The organism is Anaerotruncus sp. (genome assembly GCF_057433415.1).
On record NZ_DBMDHH010000006.1, the window covers coordinates 51,105 to 70,526 of the forward strand.

At 64.5% G+C, this 19,422-nt stretch carries 16 protein-coding genes; 2 read left to right on the forward strand and 14 right to left on the reverse strand.

Features of this window, described 5'->3' with window-relative positions:
- Positions 1 to 4: 4 nt before the first annotated feature.
- From ACZO3G_RS03035 to ACZO3G_RS03090, 12 genes are all read right to left on the reverse strand, one after another.
- Positions 5 to 1,297: a dihydroorotase gene (locus ACZO3G_RS03035; RefSeq protein ID WP_276870843.1), complete on the reverse strand. Its 1,293-nt coding sequence runs from the start codon at positions 1,295 to 1,297 to the stop codon at positions 5 to 7.
- Positions 1,297 to 2,172: an aspartate carbamoyltransferase catalytic subunit gene (locus ACZO3G_RS03040; RefSeq protein WP_101551109.1), complete on the reverse strand. Its 876-nt coding sequence runs from the start codon at positions 2,170 to 2,172 to the stop codon at positions 1,297 to 1,299. The genes ACZO3G_RS03035 and ACZO3G_RS03040 overlap by 1 nt, the downstream gene beginning before the upstream one ends.
- 217 nt (positions 2,173 to 2,389) lie before the next feature.
- The gene (locus tag ACZO3G_RS03045; protein WP_276870846.1) at positions 2,390 to 5,092 is read right to left on the reverse strand and encodes a diguanylate cyclase domain-containing protein; all 2,703 of its coding nucleotides are present in this window, start codon (positions 5,090 to 5,092) and stop codon (positions 2,390 to 2,392) included.
- A gap of 218 nt (positions 5,093 to 5,310) precedes the next feature.
- The gene (gene araD / locus ACZO3G_RS03050) at positions 5,311 to 6,012 is read right to left on the reverse strand and encodes an L-ribulose-5-phosphate 4-epimerase (RefSeq protein ID WP_276870849.1); all 702 of its coding nucleotides are present in this window, start codon (positions 6,010 to 6,012) and stop codon (positions 5,311 to 5,313) included.
- A gap of 14 nt (positions 6,013 to 6,026) precedes the next feature.
- Entirely contained in the window at positions 6,027 to 6,875 is an 849-nt protein-coding gene (locus ACZO3G_RS03055) for an L-ribulose-5-phosphate 3-epimerase (protein WP_121585831.1), read from the reverse strand.
- A complete protein-coding gene (locus ACZO3G_RS03060; RefSeq protein WP_276870853.1) occupies positions 6,875 to 8,389 on the reverse strand; it encodes an FGGY-family carbohydrate kinase in 1,515 nt (504 codons plus the stop codon). Before ACZO3G_RS03060 ends, ACZO3G_RS03055 begins: the two co-directional genes overlap by 1 nt.
- Before the next feature lie 21 nt (positions 8,390 to 8,410).
- The gene (locus ACZO3G_RS03065) at positions 8,411 to 9,358 is read right to left on the reverse strand and encodes an ABC transporter permease (protein WP_276870854.1); all 948 of its coding nucleotides are present in this window, start codon (positions 9,356 to 9,358) and stop codon (positions 8,411 to 8,413) included.
- The gene (locus ACZO3G_RS03070) at positions 9,342 to 10,424 is read right to left on the reverse strand and encodes an ABC transporter permease (protein WP_276870858.1); all 1,083 of its coding nucleotides are present in this window, start codon (positions 10,422 to 10,424) and stop codon (positions 9,342 to 9,344) included. The genes ACZO3G_RS03065 and ACZO3G_RS03070 overlap by 17 nt, the downstream gene beginning before the upstream one ends.
- Before the next feature lie 19 nt (positions 10,425 to 10,443).
- On the reverse strand, positions 10,444 to 11,979 hold the full coding sequence (locus ACZO3G_RS03075; protein WP_276870859.1) for an ABC transporter ATP-binding protein: 1,536 nt from the start codon (positions 11,977 to 11,979) through the stop codon (positions 10,444 to 10,446).
- A 79-nt stretch (positions 11,980 to 12,058) separates the two neighbouring features.
- On the reverse strand, positions 12,059 to 13,207 hold the full coding sequence (locus ACZO3G_RS03080; RefSeq protein WP_101551126.1) for a BMP family lipoprotein: 1,149 nt from the start codon (positions 13,205 to 13,207) through the stop codon (positions 12,059 to 12,061).
- Between the two features lie 28 nt (positions 13,208 to 13,235).
- On the reverse strand, positions 13,236 to 14,171 hold the full coding sequence (locus ACZO3G_RS03085; RefSeq protein WP_101551128.1) for a nucleoside hydrolase: 936 nt from the start codon (positions 14,169 to 14,171) through the stop codon (positions 13,236 to 13,238).
- Between the two features lie 24 nt (positions 14,172 to 14,195).
- Positions 14,196 to 15,455: an L-rhamnose isomerase gene (locus ACZO3G_RS03090; RefSeq protein ID WP_276870863.1), complete on the reverse strand. Its 1,260-nt coding sequence runs from the start codon at positions 15,453 to 15,455 to the stop codon at positions 14,196 to 14,198.
- Between the two features lie 306 nt (positions 15,456 to 15,761).
- Here ACZO3G_RS03090 and ACZO3G_RS03095 point away from each other — a divergent pair, with 306 nt between their 5' ends.
- Together ACZO3G_RS03095 and ACZO3G_RS03100 are read left to right on the forward strand one after the other, a co-directional pair.
- Complete coding sequence (locus tag ACZO3G_RS03095; protein ID WP_101551132.1) at positions 15,762 to 16,787, forward strand: LacI family DNA-binding transcriptional regulator; 1,026 nt, start codon at positions 15,762 to 15,764, stop codon at positions 16,785 to 16,787.
- 12 nt (positions 16,788 to 16,799) lie between these two features.
- Positions 16,800 to 17,432: a DUF4867 family protein gene (locus tag ACZO3G_RS03100; protein WP_101551134.1), complete on the forward strand. Its 633-nt coding sequence runs from the start codon at positions 16,800 to 16,802 to the stop codon at positions 17,430 to 17,432.
- 61 nt (positions 17,433 to 17,493) lie between these two features.
- On the opposite strand, the gene ACZO3G_RS03105 is transcribed toward ACZO3G_RS03100, so the two are convergent.
- Complete coding sequence (locus tag ACZO3G_RS03105; protein WP_276870868.1) at positions 17,494 to 18,240, reverse strand: polysaccharide deacetylase family protein; 747 nt, start codon at positions 18,238 to 18,240, stop codon at positions 17,494 to 17,496.
- A 102-nt stretch (positions 18,241 to 18,342) separates the two neighbouring features.
- On the reverse strand, positions 18,343 to 19,269 hold the full coding sequence (gene trxB, locus ACZO3G_RS03110) for a thioredoxin-disulfide reductase (protein ID WP_276870869.1): 927 nt from the start codon (positions 19,267 to 19,269) through the stop codon (positions 18,343 to 18,345).
- Between the last annotated feature and the right edge of the window lie 153 nt (positions 19,270 to 19,422).

The following is a 19,422-nucleotide window of genomic DNA, read 5'->3' on the forward strand; positions in this document are numbered from 1 at the left end:
CCTGTCACCCCTCTGTCTGAATTCCCGGCCAGCGCCGGTAGACCTCTTTTCCGCGGTAGAGCGTGAGCGCCGGCCAGCCCCGCAGCGTCCGCCCCGCGAAGGGGGTCGCCCTGCCGCGGCTCAAAAACCGCTCCGGCTCCACCTTTCGCGCCGTCCGCAGGTCCAGCACCGTGAGGGAGGCCTCCTCCCCCGGCGCGAGCGTCCGCCGCTCCCCCAAGATTTCCTGCGGCCCCGCCGTCAACAGCTTCAGCAGCAGCCCGAGCGGCAGTAGCCCCGGCTCCGTCAGCCCGGTGTAGAGCGCCGGGAACGCCGTCTCGAGGCCCACGACCCCATAGAGGCTCCCCCGGAAGCCGCCCGACTTCTCCTCCGCCGTGTGCGGCGCGTGGTCGGTGGCGATTGCCGTGATCGTGCCGTCGAGCAGCGCTTCAACGAGCGCGGCGCGGTCGTCCGCCGCGCGCAGCGGCGGGTTCATCTTGAACCGTCCCTCATCCTCCGGGATCTCCCCGTCGCAGAGGAGCAGGTTGTGGGGCGCCGCCTCGCAGGTGACCGGCAGGCCGCGTTTTCGCGCCTTGCGCACCAGCGCGGCCCCCTCCTTCGTCGAGAGGTGGCAGATGTGCAGGCGGCACCCCGTTTCGGCGGCAAGCCGGATGTCCCGCGCGATCTCCGCGTATTCGCTCTCCGACGGGATGCCCGGGAAGCCCTGTGCCCGCGCGAACGCCCCGTCGTGGCAGCAGCCGCCCGCCGGGATGAGGGCTTCCACCTCGCAGTGGGCGGCAACGAAGCTCCCCGCCGCCGCGACGCGCTCCATCGCCGCGCGCATCGTTTCCTCCGACCGCACCCCGCGCCCGTCGTCCGAAAACCCGGCAACGTGCGGGGCAAGCGCGGCGACTTCGGAGAGCGCCTCCCCCCGCCGCCCGCGGGTGATTGCCGCGTAGGGAACCACGCGCACCCGCGCGTCCCGCGCAATCCGGCGCGCCTGCGGCAGAAGGCGCGCGGGGCTGTCGGGCACAGGCGAGACGTTTGGCATCGCGCATACCGTCGTGAACCCGCCCGCGGCGGCCGCCGCGGTGCCCGAGGCGACCGTCTCCTTGTGGGAGAAGCCGGGCTCGCGCAGGTGGACGTGCAGGTCGGTGAAGCCCGGCGATACCACACAGCCGGAGGCGTCGAACACCCGCGCGCCCGGCGCCTGCGGGAGGCCCTCCCCGATCGCCGCGATCCGGTCCCCCTCGACGAGCAGGTCGGCACGTTCCAGCCTGCCCTCCCGGTAGACGCGCCCGTTTTGGATGAGCAGCGCCATCAGCTCTCGAGCGCGCGCACCAGCGCGGCCATGCGCACGAAGGCGCCGTTTTCCATCTGCTTGAAGATGCGGCTGCGGCGGCACTCGACCACCTCGTCCGCGACCTCGACCCCCCGGTTGACCGGCGCGGGGTGCATGATGATCGCGCCCTTCTTCATCGAGGCGGCGCGTTTGGCCGAAAGCCCGTACTCCCTGTGGTAGCGCGCGGGATCGAAGGGGGTGCCGTCGGGGTGGCGTTCCCGCTGCACCCGCAGCATCATGACCACGTCGCTCGTGGCGACCGCCTCGTCGAACGGCTCGTAGGGGTAGCGGTCCTCCATGTATTCCTTCGGGCCGCTCATCACGACCTCCATCCCCAGGCGTGTCATGATGTCGTAGTTGGTGTGCGCCACCCGCGAGTGGGCGATGTCCCCTGCGATGACCGCCTTGAGCCCCTCGAAGCCGCCGAATTCCTGCCGGATCGTCAGCAGATCGAGGAGGCTCTGGGTTGGATGGCTTCCGGTGCCGTCGCCGCCGTTTAAGATCGCGGCGCGGACATGCCCGACGAGGTCGTTGTAGTATTCGTTCTCGCTGTGGCGGATGACCAGCGCGTTCACGCCGAACGAGTCGAAGGTCTTGACCGTGTCGTAGAAGCTCTCGTTTTTCTGGAGCGACGAGGTCTCCGGGACAAAAGAAATGACCCGCATATTCAGTCTCTCTTCCGCCGTCTGGAAGGAATACTGAGTGCGGGTCGAATTCTCAAAAAATAAATTGGCAACAATAGCGCCGCTGCAATCGGGAAGCGGGCCCCCGTCCCGGTAATGCTGCGCCAGGTCGAGAAGATCATTGATTTCCCCAATGGAAAGCTGCTGCAAATCGAGCAGATGCGTCGCCATACTCGAAAACCTCCACCTCCGGTCCCCTGCATCCGAAAGGTCCCGGACAAATTTTTTCTATTATATCATTGGATTCCCCCTTTCACAAGTCAAATTTATCCACAAACTTTTTCAATTTTTATGCCTTCTATTTGTGATTACACAATAATTACACGAAAAAACTTCACAAATGACAGAGCGGCATCAAAAAGCCCCGCCGAATGGCGGGGCTCTTTCATCAGGTGGTTACCGGCTCGGTCTCGCAGCAGGTCAGCAGGAACGCGCGCCGCTCCCCCGACCACGCGACCTCCTCCATGCGGGCGGAAAAGCGCTTCCTGAGCAGGGGGCTGTACACCTCGGCGCCCGCGGGGGAACCCTCCAGCAGCACGGGGCAGCCGGTGCAGGGCTCCGGGCTCCCGAACAGCGCCATATGGCACCGCTCCCCGACACGCAGGCCGGGAAGAAGCGCCCGCGCCCGCGCGTTGGCGTAAAGGATCTCGAAGCTGTCCCGGTCGACGACGAATACCCATGAATCCCGGTGGTTGAGGACCGCCTCCAGGCTGCCGACCAGCCGGTTCGCACGGCTCTGCGCCCGCTTTTTGAGCAGGAAGGCGCTTACGATCTCGGAGACGAAGGTGAGGGTGTCGACCTGCTTCTGCGTCCACAGGCGGTTGCTGCGGCACTCGTCGAAGCCGAGCCCGCCGTGCAGCTCCGCGCCGTCGTGGATGGCGCACTGGAGGGCGGAGCGCACCCCCCGCCGCTCCATCAGCTCACGCACGGGACCGGGCAGCAGCGAGATGTCGCGGCAGTAGAAGACGCCCGTCTCGCGGAGCATGTCGAGCTGGCGGGAAAAATCCCCGCAAGCGAACGTCTCGCCGGCCGTTTCGCCGAATTTTTCGCGGGCCTCCTCGCGGCACCACTCGAAGGTGTTGCGGAAGCTGCACCCGTCCTCCGAAATCTCGAAGAGATAGGCGCGGCAGACGTCGAACTGCCGCCCGACAATCTCGAGGATCAGCGGGATCGCCGCCTCCACGTCGGCCGCCCGGTAGAGCACGTGGAACACATATTCCGCGAGCCGGTCGTCCATGACGCCGGCGTTGCGGTCGGAATCGATCGGCGCGCCCACCGAGGTCCTCGGCATCAGCCGCACGCTGTCCCTCCGTCCCCTAACCGACGCTTCCGAATGGAAGGCATAGCCGTTCTTTCCCCGTTCCTTCGCACGGTAGAGCGCCCGGTCCGCATTGCAGAAAAGGGTGTTGAAATCCGCGCCGTCCTGGGGATAGAGCGCGATCCCGACGCTGCAGGAGAGGTTCTCCCCCGCCGCTTCCTTCCGGCTCAGGTCGCTGAAGACCTTCAGGATGTCCTCCGCCTTGCGCGAGACGATCCCGGCGTCGCGGATGCCGCGCATCAGCACGCAGAACTCGTCGCCGCCCACGCGGCCGACCACGTCGCCCGAACGGAACATCTTCTTGAGCGCGCTGGCCGCGTCGGAGAGCATTGCGTCGCCGCTCAGGTGGCCGTAGAGGTCGTTGACGAGCTTGAAATTGTCCACGTCGATGATCATCAGGGCGGAACTCGTCTCCCCCGCGTCCTCCGCGAGGTATTTTTCCACCAGCGTCTGGGTCGTGCCCTTGTTGTAAAGCCCCGTCAGCGCGTCCCGCTCCGCCTTCTCCTGAAGCTTCTGGGTCCTGCGCTTCTCCCGGTCGATGTCGATGATCACCCCGACCGCCTTTGCGGGGCGGCCGTTCTCGTCCACCTGAAGGGTGGCGCGGACCCGGCACCAGATATAATTCCCCGCGGCGTCCGCGATGCGGAACTCCGTCTCGCTGTAGGGGGTCCCCTCCCGGACGTTGCGCACCAGCAGGCAGAAGCGCTCGATGTCGTCCGGATGCAGGTGGGAGCCCCCGGCGATCGCGACGCTTGCGTTTTCCTTCAGCGCGTGGTAGCCGAATTTTTTGTGGTAGTTGGAGGAACAGCTGAGATAGTCCCGGCTGATGTCCCATTCAAAAATGATGTCGGTCGTCTGGTCCATGATGATCTGGTGACGCTCGAGGCTCAGGCGCAACTCCTCCTGCGCCTTCTTGGTGCGGGTGATGTCGATGAGGATGCAGTAAAACCATTTCCGGCCGCGCTCGTCCTCCACCAGCTGGCCCCGGTCGAGCACCCACACCAGCCGCCCGTCCTTGCAGCGCACCCGGTATTCGATCTCCTTGGTGTTGCTCTTCGCAAGCTGCCGGAGCGCCGTCTCCCAGACGCCGCGCAGGTCCTTTTCATAGATCATCCCGGCGAAATTGTTATGGAACCGGGTTTGCAGCTCCTCCGCCGTATAGCCGAACATCGAGAGGAACCCCTCGCTGTACTGGATCAGCTTGAGGGTCTCGCCGTATTCGCAGCAGATGACGCCGCCCGGGATATTGTTGGTCAGCGCGTTGAGGTCGCGGTTCATCTCCTCCAGCTCGGCGGTGCGCTCGTTGAGCATCCGGCGGAGACGGCCGGTCCCCTCCTCCGAGACGGTGTGCGGGAAGAATTCCCCTTCGAGCTGTTCGCTGCTCGGCGTCGACAGGTGCAGCTGGCGCAGCTTCAGGCCGTCCGCCTCCCGGCGGCAGATGCAGGACACCCGCAGCAGCAGATCGGGCTGCCCGGCGGGCATGTCCTTCTCCCGCAGGCAGATCTCCCCCGTGACAAGGCAGAGCTCCTCCGTAAGGGCGGCGGCCTCGTAGCCGTCCTCCTCGAGGGAAAAGGAGCCGTGGAACACGCGCCGTTCCATCTCCAGCATCTTTCGCGCTTCGCGGATGCCGCGGCAGCCGTCCTGGCGGCCGGTGCCGATCCATTCCACGTCGTCCGTCATCCGCGCGAGCACGCCGTCGAGGTCGCGTTCTGCAAAGTACATCCTCGAAAGGAGGGCGACAAAACGCAGGGAATCCTGTTCCAGCTGGTTCATGCTCTCCTTCTTTCCGGCCGTCTGCGGGCCTGTGATCGTTTTGTGATTCGTAATTATTATTTTATCCCATATATTTCTAAAAAACAAGTGGATTTGCTATACAGTTCCCACAGAAGTAAACAAAGAAAATCTAAGATTTCCAGTATTTTTGCCCCGGGCAGTCACAAAAAGGGCGGGGCCCGCCTTCCGGCGGGCCCCGCCCTTTTCCGCTTCCAGAGTTATCTTTCCTGTTGCCCGTAGTAGGCGTGCGCGCCGTGCTTGCGCAGGTAGTGCCTGTCCAGCAGCACCCGCTGCATGGGCTCGAGGGTGTTCCCTGAGAGCGCCTTGCAGTGCCAGGCCATCATGGCGACCTCCTCGAGCACGACGGCGTTGTGCACCGCCTCCATCGGGTCCTTCCCCCACGCGAAGGGGCCGTGGCTGTGGACCAGCACGCCGGGGACCGCCGCGGGGTCGAGCCCCGCGAACCGCTCGACGATGACCGCGCCCGTCTCCCTTTCATAAGCCCCGGCGATCTCCTCCGCCGTCATCCGGCGGGTGCAGGGAATCTCCCCGTAGAAGTAGTCGGCATGGGTGGTGCCGTAGGCGGGGACGCCCATCCCCGCCTGGGCGAAGATGGTCGCCCACCGGCTGTGGGTGTGCACCACTCCCCCAAGTCCGGGGAACGCCCGGTAGAGCTCCAGATGGGTCGGCGTGTCGGAGGAGGGGTTGAGCGCCCCCTCCACGCGTTCGCCCGTCCCGAGCGAAACAACCACCATGTCTTCCGGACGCATCGCCTCGTACTCGACGCCCGACGGCTTAATCACCACGAGCCCCTTTTCCCGGTCGACGCCCGAGACGTTCCCCCAGGTGAAGGTCACGAGCCCGTGGGCGGGCAGCCGCATGTTCGCCCGCCAGACCTCCTGTTTCAGCGCTTCCAGCATGTCTTTATCCCCCCTCAACAGTCCCCGCACCGCTCAAACTGGCGGCGCAGGAACCGGTTGTTTTCCAGAAGCCGGGCCTTCCAGTCCGGTTCCCCCGTATACCAGAATTCGGCCGTAAAGGCGCGCACCCCGAGATCGAGCGCCCTTCGCACCGCGCCGGGGAAATCCACATGTCCGGTCCCGTAGGGGACCTCGCGGTAGACGCCCGGGCGCGTCTCCTTGAGATGCATCGCCGCGATGTGCCCGCCCGCGCTGGCGAGGTCGTCGAGCACGTCGGTGCGGTAGAGCTTCGCCGCGTTGGTCATGTTGCCGATGTCGGGATAGACGGACAGATAGGGCGAACCGATCTGCGCGACGTAGCGCATCGCCTTTTCGCAGGTGTCCATAAAGGGCGTCTCCATCGTCTCGAAACCGAGCTGCACCTTGTGCGCGGCGGCAAAGTGCACCGCCCGGCGCAGGTTCCGGAGAAAGTTCTCCCGCGTGCGCGCGTTCGATTCGCGGTAGTATTCGTCGTATCCGGCCAGCTGGATGAGCCGCACCCCGACCGCTTCGGCCAGCAGCACCGCCCCCTCAAAAATTTCCATGCCGCGCCCGGCTGTTTCGGGGTCCTCGCTGCCCAGCGGGTATCGGCGGTGGGCGCTCAGGCACATCGTCGCCACCGGGCAGCCGGCGCGGGCGGCGCTCTCCACGAGGCGCAGCCGCTCCTCTTCGCCCCAGTCCAGCCGGGCGAGCTTCTCATCCGTCTCATCGATGCTGATTTCGAGGCAGTCGTAACCGGCCTCACGCGCAGCCGCCAGCTTTTCGGGGAGGGACAGGCTCCCGGGCATCGACTTCTCGTAGAGCCCCAGCGTGTACCCGTCCATCACAGGCACCCCCAGACCGGCTCGAGCGCCTGCGCGACCTTCCGGTAGGCGCGGCGCTTCTCCCGGTAGGCGGCCGTCTTTTCCAGATCGGGTTCCACCCGTTCCCTGACCCGCACCATGCCGCCGGCCGCCGCCCGCAGGTCGGGATAATCGCCCGCCATCACGGCCGCGGCCATCGCGCAGCCGAGCGCGCCGAGTTCGGCGGTGTCGATCACCTCGACCGGCAGGCCGGTGACGTCCGCGAACAAACGCACCCACAGCGGGGATTTCGCCGCCCCGCCCGCGAGACGGATGGCGTCCGGACGGGGGCGGTTGGCCAGCAGCCGGTCGATGTGGTCCATGTGGCAGAAGACGATTCCCTCGAGCACCGCGCGGATGATCTGCCCCTTGGTGTGGGAGCTGTCCATGCCCACCAGCGCCGCCCGGGCCCGGGGATCAAAGTTGGAGCCGAACAGGTAGGGCAGGAAAACGATCCTTTCCCCGCCGTCCGGCGCCTCCGCCGCGAGCCGGTCGGCATATTGGTAGACCGACAGGCCCGCGGCCGCTGCCTCTTCGCGCAGCTCCTGCAAAAACATTCTGGTAAACCACTCGTGATTTCCCGCCGAGGTGGGGCTGCTCTCTTCCACAAGATAATATCCCGGCAAACAGAATATCGAATTCATCAGCACCGAGCCGTTTTTGACCGGCTCGCGCGCGACGTATTCATTGATGCCCCAGGTTCCCGCGATCACGCAGAGGTTTTTTTCATCGGTGACGTCCATGGCGACGGCGCAGGCGTCGATGTCGAACATGCCGCCCGCGACCGGCGTGCCCTCCTTAAGCCCGGTGAGGCGCACGGTCTCCGCCGTGACGCGCCCGCAGCGGTCGCACGAGCGGCGAAGGGGCGGCAGGCGGTCGAAAAGCTCCTCCAGCCCAAACAGGGCGAGCAGCTCGCGGTCGTAGCCGCAGGCGTCGAGGTTGACGAGGTTGGCGCCCGAAAAATCGGTGAGCTCGGCGTATGCCTCCCCCGTCAAGCGAAAGCGTATGTAATCCTTGACCGAAAAGATCCATCGAATGTTGTCAAGCAGCTCCGGCCGGTGGTCCTTCATCCAGGCGAGCAGGCTGACCTGCTGGCTGGCGAGCACCTGCTGGTAGGTCTTTCGGAAGGCGCGGTCCGCCGTCCCGTCCTCCCGCCACCGCCGCGGGTATTCCCACGCGCGCGTGTCGGTCGAGACGATGCCCGGACAGACGGGGCGGTCATCCCTCCCCCAGAGGTAAAGCCCCTTGCCGTGCCCGGTGCAGGAGATCCCCGCGATCCGCGCGGCGGGCACGCCGCTCTCCTCCGCCACGCGGCGGATGCAGCGGCAGTTGGCGGCGTAAAGCGCCTCCATGTCCCGCTCGGTAAAGCCCGGCGCGGGGGTCAGCAGGGGGACGCTTTCGGACGCCTGCGCGACCTCATGCCCCGCCGCGTCAAAGAGGACCGCCTTGGTGAGCGTTCCCCCGTTGTCGATTCCCAGATAAAAGCGCTGTTCCATTGGTTTCTCCTTCCCTGCGGGTCAGGTTTTCTTGTACTCGAAGAACTTGCCCTCCGCGCGGGGCGCCTGCGACGACTTGGAGAAGACGACGAGCGCCAGCATCGTCACGACGTAGGGGAAGACCTTGAGGGCCAGCGGCGGCACGCTCGCGAAGGAGGGCAGCAGCATGGAGATCTGCGCCATCGTCACCGCAAAGCCGAAGAAGAGGGTGGCCGCCAGGATGCGGAAGGGCTTCCACTGGCCGAAGATGAGCCCCGCGAGCGCGAGGAAACCGAGTCCGTCGACCGAGCCGTTGCACTGGCCGGCGGTCGTCACCGTGTAGATCGCGCCGCCCAGTCCCGCGCAGGCGCCCGACAGCAGCACGCCCGCGTAGCGGATGCGCGCGACGCTGATGCCCGCGGCGTCGGCCGCCTCGGGGAATTCGCCGCAGGAGCGCAGCCGAAGTCCGAAGGGGGTGCGCTCGATGACGAACCAGCTGACGATCAGGATCGCCAGCACGAACCAGGTGGTCGGGTAGGTGTCGGTCAGAAAGAGCTTGCCGACCACGGGGATGTCCTTGAGCACCGGAATGTCCACGCGGGTCATGCTGTTGACGACGATGTTGCCGGTGCCGACGAACCGCCGCGAGATGTAGAGCACGAGCGCGCCAGCCATCAGGTTGATGGCCGTTCCGCTGATCGTCTGGTCGGCGTTGAGGTTGATGCTCGCGAAGGCGTGCAGCACCGAAAAGAGGGTGCCCGCCAGCATCGCGAGCAGGATGCCCAGCCAGGCGGCGCGCGCGTTGCCCATCAACGGCCCGAAGTAGTAGACCGAAACGCCGCCGACGAAGGATCCGATGACCATCAGCCCCTCGAGGCCGATGTTGATGATGCCGCTGCGCTCGGAGAAGAGGCCGCCCAGCGCCGTGATGAGGATGGGGACGGTATAGCCCACCGCGTAGGGGGCCATCTGTTCAATGGTGTTCCACATGTTCCCCGCTCCCTTCCGATTTGGACGGGCGTTTGCGCCCGAAGAATTTTTTGATCCGGTCGAGGTTCATCTCGATCAGCTTGCTGGTCGCCGCGAAGTAGATGACCGTGGCGATGATCGTGTCGGCGATCTCGGGCGGGATGGGCATCATGGCGTTCATGAACCCCTTGCCCGTCTGGAGGATCGCGAAGAAGATCGCGGCAAAGACGACTCCCACCGGCGCGCAGTTGGCCAGCAGCGCGACCGCGATGCCGTCGAAGCCCTGGGAGGGCATGACGCCGATGCGCATGTTGGAGAGGTAGCCGCAGTAGAAGGTGAGCCCCGCCAGCCCGGAAAGCGCGCCCGAGATGACCATCGCGAGCACCGCGTTCTTCTGGACGTTGATGCCGCCGTATTCGGCCGCGAAGCGGTTGAAGCCGACCGCTTTCATCTCATAGCCGAGCACCGTCCGGTTGAGGATGAAGATGACCAGCGCGGTGGCGATGATCGCGATGAAGATGCCGAGGTTGAGGTTGGAGCCCTTGGTCAGCAGGGTGATCGCCTCGGTTTTCAGCGAAGCGGCCGCCGGGATGACCTGCGACTCGGTATCGATCGTGGTGGATTTGAAGTGGTCGGTGATGACGATGTAGACCACCCAGTAGGCCACCCAGTTCATCATGATGCAGGAGACGACCTCGTTGACGTTGAAGCGCGCCTTGAGGAAGCCGGGGACCGCCGCCCACACCATGCCGCCGACGATCGACGCGGCGATGACGAGCGGCAGCAGCAGCGGCCGGGGCAGGTCGGCGGTGAGGGCCAGCACATTGGCGAGCAGGCCGCCGATCAGCATCTGGCCGGGCGCGCCGATGTTGAAGAGCCCGGTCTTGAAGGCGAAGGTGACCGAAAGGCCGGTCAGCATGAGCGGCACCGCGTAGGCGATCGTGTTGCAGATGCGGGTGACGCTCTTGAGCCCTCCCTGAAAGAGGTAGGAAAACCCGGTCAGCGGGTTCGCGCCGCTCGAAAGCATGAGCAGGGCGCCCGCGACGAACCCGAGCAGGATCGAGATGACCGAAACGAGGATCTTCATCCCGCTCTTCTGTCTGGAACTAGCGTTCAACGCCGCCACCGTCCTTTCCCACGCCGGCCATCATCAGGCCGACCTCGTTTTCATCGGTATCCTTCGCGAGCACTTCGCCGATCACCTGCCCGGCGTTGATCGCGACGATCCGGTCGGAAAGCTGGAGCACCTCGTCAAGCTCCAGCGAGACGAGCAGGACCGCCCGCCCGAGGTTGCGCTGTTCGACGATGCGCTTGTGGATGTACTCGATCGACCCCACGTCGAGGCCGCGGGTTGGCTGCACGGCGATGAGCAGGACGGGCTGCTTTTCGATCTCGCGGCCGATGATCGCCTTCTGCTGGTTTCCGCCGCTGAGGCTCCCCGCCCGCGAGAGGACCCCCTCGCCCGCGCGCACGTCGAAATCGTCCGCGATCCTCGCGGCGTAGTCGTGGATCGCGCGCTTGTTGAGCAGGCCGTGCTTCGAGAAGGGCCGCTGGCCGTAGACCTCGAGAACCATGTTTTCCTCGACGGTGTAGTCGAGCACCAGTCCCCGCTTCTGCCGGTCCTCCGGGATGTGGGAGACGCCGCGGCGGATGCGCCGCGCGATCGTCTCGTGGGTGATCTCCTCCCCGTTCAGGAGGATTTTTCCCTTCTCCGCCCTGCGCAGCCCGGTGATCGCCTCGACCAGCTCGGACTGGCCGTTGCCGTCCACGCCCGCGATGCCGACAATCTCCCCGCCGCGCACGGTGAGGGAGAAGTCGCGCAGGCCGAGGCTCCCGTGGCTGTTCTTGACCGACAGGTCCTCTATCTGCAAAACCGGGTCTCCCGGCGTCTTTTCCTCTTTATCGATCACAAAGGAGATCTCGTGCCCGACCATCATCTCCGCCATCTCCTGTTCGCTCGTGGCGGCGACGTCGACTGTCGCGATGTGGCGGCCGCGGCGGATGATCGTGCAACGGTCCGCGACCTCCTTGATCTCCTTGAGCTTGTGGGTGATCAGGATGATCGATTTACCCTCGCTGATGAGGTTTTTCATGATCGCGATGAGCTCCCGGATCTCCATCGGGGTGAGCACCGCGGTGGGTTCGTCAAAGATCAGCACCTCGGCGTCGCGGTAGAGCATCTTGAGGATCTCCACCCGCTGCTGCATACCGACCGAAATCTCCTCGATCTTCGCGTTGGGGTCCACCTCCAGGCCGTACTGCCGGGAGAGCTCCGCGATCCGCGCGGCGGCGGATTTGAGGTCCATCGTAACGCCCCTGCGCGGCTCCAGGCCGAGGACGATGTTCTCGGTCACGGTGAAGTTGTGGACCAGCTTGAAGTGCTGGTGCACCATGCCGATGCCCAGCTCGTTGGCGACGTTGGGGTTGGTGATCTGGACCTCTTTGCCCTTCACCAGGATCTGCCCCTCATCCGCCCGGTACAGCCCGAACAGGATGCTCATGAGCGTGCTTTTGCCCGCGCCGTTTTCCCCCAGCAGCGCGTGCACCTCGCCCTTTTTCAGCTGTAATGTGATGTGGTCGTTCGCGCGCAGCCCCGGGAAATCCTTCACGATGTCGCGCATTTCCACGACGTATTCCGCCATCACGGGTTCCCTCCTCCCAAATAAGGGCGGGGCGGCGGAAAGCCGCCCCGCCCGTCCGTGGTCTTGGTGTGCCGGTCTTTTAGTTGTACGCAGAGACGTCGGTCGGCTCGGCCGAAACGACGATCTCGCCGGTCTTGATCTTCTCGAGGACGGCGTCCGCCTCCTTCTGGACCTCGTCGGAGAGGTTGGGGTTGGTCTCGGGGATGCCGACGCCGCCGTTCTTGGCGTCAAAGATGATCTGCTGGCCGCCGACGAATTCGCCATCCAGCTCCGCCTTGATCATGTCGTAGGTGGAGTTGGCCAGGTTCTTCATGGTGGAGGTCAGCGTGACGGAGCGGCCGTCCTCAAGCAGGCCGTCCTCGTACTGGTCGACGTCGCAGCCGACGACCCAGACCTCCTCGCCCTTTTCGGCGCGGGCCTTGGCCTCATTGAAGCCGCCGAGCGCGGTGGTGCCGCAGGCGCAGTAGACGAGGTTGCAGCCGGAGTTGAAGAGCTGCGCGGTGATCTGCTGGCCGAGGGCCGCGTCGCTGAAGGAGCCGGACCAGACAAAGTTTTCTTCCTTCATCTTGATGTTTGTGCCGAAGTTCTCGTTGGCGTAGATGACGCCCTGCTGGAAGCCGGTCTTGAAGAGCTTCGTCGGGGGAATCTCCTGGCCGAAGAGGGCGCCGAACTCGCCTTCCTTGAGCTGGAGGGCGCAGGCGAAGCCCGCAACAAAGCCGGACTCCTGGGCGGCGTAGTCGATGGCGGCGGTGTTCGCGGCGATCTCGGGCGCCTCGGCGCCGTCGTCCTGCGGGGCGCTGTCGAGGATGACGAATTTGCAGTCGGGATAGATCTTCTGGGCGTCAAAGATCGCCTTGGAGAAGGTGTAGCCCGGGGTGATGATCATGCGGAAGCCCGCGTCGTAGAGGTTCGCGATCTCCTGCAGGAAGCCCGCGGCGGACTGGTCGGCCGCGATGAGGTACTTGGTCTCGATGCCGAAATCCTCGGCCGCGCGGGTGATGCCCGCCCAGGTCGCCTGGTTGAAGGACTTGTCGTCGATCGTCTTGGCGTTGCAGACCATGCCGACCTTGAGCGCGGGCTTATCGGCGGGCTGCTCCGCGGGCGCCTCGGACTGCGCCGCGGAATCGGCGGGGGCCGAGGGGGTTTCGCTTCCCTGCTGGGAGCCGCAGCCGGCCAGCATGGACATGCCGATACAGATTGCCAGGACTGTTGCAAGAATCTTTTTCATCTTTTTTCCTCCCTGAAACGGTTGTTATTTAAGCAAACAGCTTGAACAGGCGTTCCTTATAGAGCTTGCTGTTTACCTGCTGACAGATTTTGGCGTTGCTCTCCCGGTGGAGCTGGCGCTGCTTGTCGATCGAGAAGTACCCGTAGGTCATCTCCGCCTTCGTCTCGATGTCGCAGTAGGCGTCGTAGACCGGGCCCATGACCTCGGGATAGACGACCGCCATCATGATGACGCTGTCGATCACGCCGTAGCTTTCGTCGCCGTATTTCTTCTTTTCATAGGCGCGCAGGCCGGCGGTGCAGTCGACACAGAAATCCGCGACGCGGCTGTGCAGGCCGCGCAGGTATGCGATGTCGCCGGGAGTGATCGCCGTGTCGCCCCGGCAGACGTCCCACGTCACCCAGGTCGCGTCCATGCCCGAATCGAGCACGATCTTGGCCGCCTCGGCGTCGACATAGACGTTGAATTCGGCGGCGGGGGTCGCGTTGCCCTGGTCCATGCCCGTCGCGCCCATGATGTAGACCTTTTTGACGTTTTCGGCGATGCGCGGCTCCTTGAGGTACGCCATCGCCAGGTTGGTCAGCGGGCCGAGGGTGACGATCTCGATCTCGCCGGGATTCTGCATCACCGTGTCGATGATCGCGTCCATCGCGTGGCCCTTCGCCTCCGAAAGCGGCGGGTAGGGCAGGTTGAGGTCGCTCAGCCCGTCCTTGCCGTGCACGTAGTCGGCGGTGAAGAGCTTGGGCCGCACCAGCGGCCGGGCCATGCCCCGGTAGACGGGCGGCGCGTAGGTGCCCGCCACGTCGACGGCGATCAGCGCGTTCTTGACGCACAGGTCGAGCGGCACGTTGCCGCAGACGACGGTGATCGCCTCCACCTTGACCTCGTCCACCGCGCGCAGCGCGGCGATGAGCGCCCAGACGTCGTCCGAGCCGGTATCGGTGTCGATTAGAAGCCTTCTCATAGTGTTCCTCCTTTGTTCTGCCGCTCAGCGCCTGCCGAGCACCTCCCGCTCGTAGCGCTTGACCTCGTCGAGCCACTGCGCGCCGACCGGTTTTTCCTTCGTCATGCAGTAATAGTCCCACACCGCGGAGAAGGGCATCGACTTGGTCTCCTCCCACAGCGCCAGGCGGCTGGTGAAGTCCCCCTCCAGCTCGGCGCGCTTGATCGCGCCGATCGGATCGAGCGCCGCCTTTAGAAGCGCCTTGCGGGTGTTGCGCATCGCGATCGCCCAGCAGGCGATCCGGTTGATCGACGCGTCAAAATAGTCCTGCCCGATGAAGACGCGGTCCTCGTAGCCGTTGTGGATGACCGCGTTCATGATCCGCTGGAGCTCGTCGTCCCACAGCACGACGTGGTCGCTGTCCCAGCGCACCCCCCTGCTCAGGTGGAGCAGGACGCTGTCCAGGAACTGGAGCACCGCGCTGATCTTGTCGCTGATATACTCGGTGGGATGGAAGTGGCCCGCGTCGAGGCAGTAGACCTTGCCGCGCGTGATCGCGTAGCCGAGGGAAAACTCATGGCTGGCGGCGGTGTAGCTCTCCACCCCCATGCCGAACAGCTTGCTCTCGACCGACTCCCGCACATACCGCACGTCGAGCGGGCGCTCAAAGATCCCGTCGAGCGCGGAGACCATCCGCTCCCGCAGCAGCTTGGTGTCGGCCGGGAGATCCTTGTAGCCGTCCGGCATCCAGTAGTTGACCACGCAGGTCTGCCCGAGCCTGCGGCCGAATTCCTCGCCGATCTCCCGGCAGCGCCTGCCGTGCTCGATCCAGAATTCCCGGACGCCCGGGTCTCCGCTCGTCAGCGAGAGGTTGCCGTCCATCCTCGGGTGGGAGAAGAAGGTGGGGTTGAAGTCGAAGCCGAGCCCGCGCTCCTCTCCCCACGAGAGCCAGCCCTCGAACTGCTCCGCCGTGTAGGCGTCGCGGTCGAGCTTTTTGCCGCCGAGCTCGGCGTGGCAGGCATGCAGGCTGAGCTTCACCTTCCCGGGGATGAGGCGCAGCGCCTCGTCGATGTCCGCGCGCAGCTCGTCCGGCGTGGCGGCGCGCCCGGGATAGTTGCCCGTCGCCGCGATGCCGCCGGTCAGCTCGCCGATGCCGTCGAAGCCGATCAGGTCGTCCCCCTGCCAGCTGTGCATCGACACGGGGATCCGGTCGGCCAGCTCGATCGCGCGGTCGACGTCGACGCCCGCCCGGCCGTAGATATCTTTTGCATATTGGTAGCCTTTTACTATGGTTGCTTCGTCCATTGTGACCCTCCTGGTTTCCGGCAGGATTCCCCCGTCCGGAGTGCTGCCCATGCAGCGGATTTTTGCATCCGTGTTTTATTAAAAAATATCGCATAATTTACTAAATATCAAGCGAATGTCAATACATTCTCCTTTTTACACAAAATATTATGCAAAAAACCGGGGATTACCACGATTTATCTGTATGAAATTTCCACCTCTCAGCTAAACTTTAAATAATTTAATAAAATCACTTGTTTTTTTGAACGAATCTGATATAATATAAATAGAATCCACAAAAGTTTTGAACAGAGGAGAGGTGTCCTTGTGAATCTGAAGGAGATCGCCAAAGCGGCAAAGGTATCCCCGTCCACCGTCTCGCTTGTCCTCAACGACAAGGGAGGCGTCAGTCCCAGGACGCGGGAGCACGTTGCCACCCTCCTCTGTGAAAACGGGTACAACATCAACTACCACAAGCCGGAGGTGCAGCAGAAGAGCATCCGGTTTTTGAAGTACAGCCGCCACTCCCACCTCGTCAACGGCAACGCGGGCTTCGTCTCCGCGATCATCGACGCGGTCGAAAAGGAGACCCGCTTGCTCGGCTACAACCTCGTGATGACCGTGTTCGGCGAGAACAACATCAGCGAGGTCTTCGACCTTGTGCGCAACCAGCCGCTCTGCGGCATCATCCTGCTCGCAACCGAGATGGAGGAGGCGGACTACGCCTACCTGCACGACATCCCCGTGCCCATCGTCGTGGTGGACAACTATATGGATTTCCACAGCTTCAACTGCGTGGATATGAACAACACCGAGTCCACCTTCGCCGCCGTGCGGCACCTCGCCGGACTCGGGCATCCGCGCATCGGCTACCTCTATAATAAAATGCCCAGCAGCAACTGCCGCGCGCGCCGCGCGGCTTACGAGGCGGCGCTTCGCAGCCTCGGCATCCCCTACGACCCGGCGCTTGTCTACCCGATGCACCCCACCCTTTCGGGCTCCTATGAGGACACCCTCAACATGCTGCGGCAGGGCGTTTCCTTCCCCTCGGCGCTGGTGGCCACCAACGACAGCATCGCCATCGGCGCGGTCAAAGCGTTCAAGGAATCCGGCATCCGTGTTCCCGGCGACGTCTCCGTCATCGGGTTTGATGATATCCCCTTCTCCGCCATCGCGGACCCGCCGCTCACCACCATGAAGGTCTCCTGCAAGGACATCGGCATGTGGGCGGTGCGGCTGCTCTGCGACCGGATCGATTACCCCGACTCCCCCGTCGCCAAAATCCAGATCGGCGCACAGCTGATCGTGCGGGAGAGCACCGGGCCCTATCGAAAAAATACGACTGATGAATGAGGTTATACTGCCATGATCCAATCCATACGGCCCGTCGGCTCCGACGCCTTCGGGCCTTACGGCAGGGTCGTCGCCGGCTACCGGTTCGACGGCCTGCTTCAGGTACTGCGTGAACACACCCCCAGGCCGTCCGACGGCACGGTCTACGTCGCCTCCGACCCGCGGCTCGAGCGCCTGCCCGTCTTCGGGGAGGTGCAGGCGGGCTTCTTCGGCGGCCTGCCCGCCCAGTTCGGTTACTGCAACGGCGTGAACACCCGGCTCGCCTGCTGTGAATACCACCAGTGCAGCGAGCTGCTCGTCGCGGCGGACGACCTCGTGCTGGTCGTCGGGCCGCGCGGCGGCATTTCGGGCGGCGTCTGCGACACCGCCCGGTTCGAGGCGTTTTCCGTCCCGGCCGGCACGGCGGTCGAGCTCTACGGCACGACGCTCCACTACGCCCCCTGTTCCGCGCGCGCCGGGGAGGGGTTTCGGGCGCTCATCGCGCTCCTGCGGTTCACAAACTTCCCCCTGGCGGCGGGCGGAGACCCCTCGCTCGCGGCGGTCAACAAATGGGTGCTCGCGCATCCCGATTCCCCCGAGGCAAAGCAGGGCGCCCATATCGGACTTTCCGGCGAGATCGTCGACATTGCTCCGCTCATCGCCTGATGATTTCCCCATGTAAAAAGCGGGGGCCGCACCTTCCGGTGCGGCCCCGCTTTTTTATATCCTATTTGTGCTGCCTGCCCGTGTGGTCGATCGTATAGGGCGGCCCGTAGACGAGCTCCCCCACCGGCGCAAAGCGGTAGCCCTGCGCGGCGAGCGTGTCGATGACCCGGCGGAGCGCCTCGGCCGTGTTGGGCTTGCCCGCGTGGAAGAGCATGATGTCCCCCGGCCCGGCGGCGCCCGTCACCCGCGCGGTGATCTCCTCCACCGACAGCCCCTTCCAGTCGAGGCTGTCGTTCGACCATTGGATCACCTCCCAGCCGAGGGCGCGCGCGGTCGAGACGACGAGGTTGTTGTAGGCCCCCGACGGCGCGCGGAAGAGGACCGGCTTCTGCCCGGTGAGCGCCTCGAGCTTGTTTCCCGACGTGTCCAGCTGCTGCGCAATCTCCTCCCGCCCCAGCTTCGTCATGTCGGGGTGGGTGTTGGAGTGGCTGCCCACCTCGTGCCCCGCCGCCGCGATCCGCCTGACCGCGTCCGGGTAGTGGTCGGCCCAGGTGCCGACAACGAAGAAGGTCGCCTTTACGCCGCGCTCGTCGAGCAGCTTCAAAATTTCGTCGATGTCGCTGTCGTCCCACGCGCAGTTGATTCCGAGGGAGAGGACCTTCTCGGGGGTCTCCACCGAATAGATCGGCAGCTCGCGCGGCGCGGCGGACACCCCCATCACATTCCCCGCCACTCCCATCAATATCAGCACCACGATCAGGATGACCAGCAGCGCGAAAAGCGTCTTCCTGGTAAACACGCCGTACATGTCACATCACCTCATGGTATGTTTATGTGCGGCGCGCCGGGTTCATTCAAAAAAAGGGGGTCGCGGCCCGCGGCCGCGCCCCCTTTTTATTATACGATTGCCTCAGCCCTGCATGAGGTAGCTTCCCGCCTCGGAGGCCGCCACCGCGCCGTCCCCGGCGGCGGTGATGATCTGGCGCAGCGCCTTGGTGCGGGTATCCCCCGCCGCGAAGACGCCCGGCAGGTTGGTGCGGGTGTCCTCCCCCGCCGCGATGTAGCCCGCCGGGTCGAGGTCGACCTGTCCCTCGAAGACCTTGTTGTCGGGCACGAGCCCGACCGCGACAAAGACGCCCTGCGCCGGAATCTCCGTCTCCGCGCCCGTCTTGACGTTTTTGACCTTCAGCGCGCCGACAACCTTGCCGCTCTCGTCGGGCAGCACCTCGACCGGCACGGTGTCGTAGTGGATGACGATGTTCTCCCTGCTCAGGAGGGAGTCGACGAGCACCTTGCCCGCCCGGAAGGCGTCCCGCCGGTGGATGAGGTGCACCTCCTCGCAGATGTTCGCGAGGTAGAGCGCGTCCTCCACGGCGGTGTTGCCGCCGCCGATCACCACGGTGGTCTTTCCCTTATAGAAGCCGCCGTCGCAGGTGGCGCAGTAGGAGACGCCCCGCCCGGAGTATTCCTCCTCGCCGGGGACGCCCAGCTTGCGGCGCTTGGCGCCGTTTGCGATGATGACCGCGCCCGCCGTGATCTTCCGGCCCGACTGGGTAACCACCGACTTGACCTTGCCGGTCAGGTCGGCCGAGGCCACGCCGTCGAATTCGACCTGCGCGCCCTGCTCGAGCACCTGGTTATAGAGGTTCATCCCCAGTTCGACCCCGCTGATCTTGCCGACGGCGGGGTAGTTTTCCACCTCGGGGGTGTTGGCCATCTGGCCCCCCGCCACATACTCCTCGAGCACCACGCTGCGGTAGCCCGCGCGCTGCACATAGATCGCGGCGGTCAGTCCCGCCGGGCCCGCGCCGATGATAATTACGTCATAGTCGTTCATAGCAGCCTCCAATAGTATACAAAAACGGTCTTTTTCTTAGTTACAGTCTACTGCAAATCCCCGCAATATGCAACAGTTTCTCTGTGATCTTGTCACATTTTATCGAACAAATCGGCACTATCATTTTGGGCCGTCCTCTGTTATAATATGACA